The organism is Camelimonas sp. FR25 (genome assembly GCF_059740505.1).
Genome location: NZ_JCAWFG010000039.1, coordinates 1 through 3070, shown reverse-complemented (window position 1 = coordinate 3070; position 3070 = coordinate 1). Strand labels below are relative to the sequence as shown.

At 59.2% G+C, this 3070-nt stretch carries 3 protein-coding genes; all 3 read right to left on the bottom strand.

The window, feature by feature from the left end:
- On the bottom strand, positions 1 to 773 hold a 773-nt coding region (locus AC6A67_RS05455), incomplete at its 3' end, for a class I SAM-dependent methyltransferase (RefSeq protein ID WP_498035545.1).
- Entirely contained in the window at positions 773 to 1696 is a 924-nt protein-coding gene (locus AC6A67_RS05450; protein ID WP_498035544.1) for a glycosyltransferase family protein, read from the bottom strand. The genes AC6A67_RS05450 and AC6A67_RS05455, both read right to left, overlap by 1 nt.
- A gap of 21 nt (positions 1697 to 1717) precedes the next feature.
- A complete protein-coding gene (locus AC6A67_RS05445; protein WP_498035543.1) occupies positions 1718 to 2776 on the bottom strand; it encodes an NAD-dependent epimerase/dehydratase family protein in 1059 nt (352 codons plus the stop codon).
- Positions 2777 to 3070 lie beyond the last annotated feature (294 nt).

Here is a 3070-nt window from a genome sequence, read left to right as displayed (position 1 = left end):
GCAAGATAGGCGCTATCGCCAACCGACGGGCCTGGCAAGGTGAGGACGACGAACTGGTTCACAGTTGCGTCGTCGTCCGCCTGATGCCTCAGGTAATCCAGCAATTGATGCAGTGAGGTTCCAGTCGCCAGGCTCGGCAATGTTGTGGGGAAGCACTGGTCGCTGCGCGTGCGCCTGACGTTATTAAAAGCGACTGGATGCAATCCGGCGAACCGCAGCGCCCGTTTCAGGCTGGCGAGATTGAACAATCGGGTGTGGGTATGGTCGAGCAAGCCGTCCGCAGTGTAGTCCCACTGCCCAAGCGCGAGGCGGAACCCGATGTCGCGATGGGCGACATTTGGCACTGTGATGACCACTGGCGCACTAAAGTCGTGCGCCAGTTCGCGCAGCGCCCTGAGGATCTCATCACCATCGGGCAGATGCTCGAGGGTGTCGAGCATGGAGATGGACGCCAGGCGTCGACCGCCGAGGATGGTCCGGAGCGCCGCAAGCAGTTCCGCCTTGCCGGCAAATTTGGTCTCGTGCGCCTCAAAACCTCGGGCGCGCAACGACGTCAGGCCGCGCGGCTCCCCGTCCACGCCGACGTAATGCAGGCCAAGCCGTGAGGTCAGGGCCTCGGCGATCCGGCCATAGCCGCAGCCTATATCGAGATGAACATCCCGCTCCAGTGTATTGTCCTGCGCCGCGACGTGGTTCGCCAGCAGCGAGACGACGTGGCCGTAAACATTATCAGACGCATATGCGTTGTCGTAGGAGGCGCTTGCATTCAGCATTACAGTGCATACCTGTGGCGCGTGTAGTTGATGCCGTCGAAGGTCCCTGTTTTGTGGTCGGGATCTCGCGGCGACGGCGCTCGCCCGGACGTTAGCCTGTCCTGGAATGATTGATACGCCTTCCGTTCGTCCGGGGCGCCATCCTTGAAAGACGCCAGCAGCCGCGCGAGATGCGCGTGGTAGGACCATTTGTGCGCCATGAGCAGCGCGGCTTCCGCCGAGTAGTAGCGCTCGGCGCTCGTCGGTTGCCAGCGCCCCGCGTCTGACAGGCGCTTGTCGTGAAACACCACGGCTGATGGTGCAAAGATGACTTTGTACCCCGCTTCGCGAACACGCCAAGAATAGTCTACGTCGTCGCAATAAAGAAAGAAACTCTTGCTATCAAAGCCTTCAATTTTCCGGAACAGGCTGTTGTCAAGAAGTGCACAGGCGGTGGCGGCCCAGCTTGTTTCGCCGGTGACCGGGTCGTAATATTTTGGATGCTCCAAGGGAATTTGCTTGGCTTCCACCATGCCGACCCGGCTGTCGGCAAAGGGCGCCATCATATGCTCAAACAGCCGTGGACTGACAACGACATCCGGATTCAGGATCAGCAGATAATCAGCCGTTGCGCCGGCAGCCAGTTCATTGTGGCCGCGCGCGGAACCCAGATTGCTATCAAAAAACCTGTAACTGATCCTCAGCATCGGAAATCGCTGCTGCAACGCGCTGAGCTCACTGTCGCTCAGGCACGGCCGTGACGAGGTGTCGCCAAGCGCCAGGATGATGTCAGCGCACACCCCCGACTGCAGGGCGAGATCGGCAGCGCGCGCCAGGCTGGTCGCTGCCCTGGCGATCGCATCATGGTCGAGGTGATAAATGATTGACTGTACCTGAACGCAGCGTGCCTGCGTTTGTACATGGCTGGCAGGGATATCTGTCATGGTGTTTCGGCGCCCGCTTGCTCAGATGAATCCGGAGGCTTGCAAATAACGGCCGACCCGTTCCGCCCCCTCTTCGAAGCTGACAGTTGCCCTCACACCTGTCACTTCATACATCGCGTCAGTCGCAGCGACGGCGGAACGTACATCCCCATCCCGAAACGCCCCGCAGACGACAGGTGGCGGAGCGTCGTGCAATCTGGCGATGATCCTGGCCGCCTCATGTATAGTGGTCGCCTCGCCTGAGCCGACGTCGAATTTGTGATCGCCCTGTCCCTGAGCCCGTAGCAGGGCGGAGATCACACGCGCCACATCGTCAATGTGGATGAAGTCGCGGACAATTTCTCCATCTTCATAAACCGGGATGGCCTGACCAGACCGGGCCAGGCGATGAAAAATATTGATGATGCCTGTGTACGGATTATGCGGGGACTGGCCTTCGCCGTACACATTCTGCAAACGCAAGATACTGAGTGGAACCGTATAGGCGGCGCACCACGCCTGCAAAACATGCTCCTGCGCCAACTTCGTCGCGCCATAAATGCTGGCGGGATTGGGCGAGATCGTGGCGGCGTCATGGGGCGCAGCCGTGGCGGGGCGTCCATCTTGACCTTTGGGATCCCATTGGGCGGATTCGAGCGCCTGATGACTGCGTGGGGGTGGGTAAAACAGGTCGCCGGTCGCGCTGCGCCATGCTCCTTCGCCATAGACGGCGCGGCTCGACGTAAGAATGATACGCTCCGGGAAACAGCCGACCTTGTTCAGCGCATCCAGCATACGGGTTGTGCCAAGGACGTTAGTCGCCGCGTGCCGGCTGGCCTCCGTCAGAGATTGGGCCGTTCCTGTTTCTGCAGCCAGATGAATGATTTTTTTCGGCCGCCAGCGCGACAACAGACTGTGCCAAAAGTCTGCGTCTGCGATGTCTCCCTTCTCAAGGATGACCCGCTTGTCCAGCCTTGCGGGACGTTCGCCTGAGGGGTGTACCTGGGCGAGCATGATATCTGCGGCAACTATGGGAAGGCCCATTTCACAAATCTGGGAACTCAGCGCCGAGCCGATAAAACCGGCGCCGCCAGTCGACAATATGCAATCCAACACGTTCGCCTCATGGGCTGTGGCAATTGGGGCAGTGTAAGGTTGATTCGGGCGGAATAATACCAACTCCCTTGGCCTCTGACACATCAGGAGGGCGTATCGTGGAAGGTACGCTAAACAACGCTAAGTGTCTGATCAGAAATTAAGTTGAGTGTTATCAGGAGGTTGGCTTGACAGCTGGACGGTTCGAAAAACCTGGTGCTTTGAGGGCTCTGGAGCGAAACTGAGGCTGTCAGATTTTGGAGGCGTCGATGGCCAGCCAGCCCGGTTTCTTTGATCTTG

Excerpts from the sequence above, each read along its gene's own strand:
- AC6A67_RS05450 (WP_498035544.1), bottom strand. The coding sequence starts at position 1,696 with ATGACAGATATCCCTGCCAGCCATGTACAAACGCAGGCACGCTGCGTT.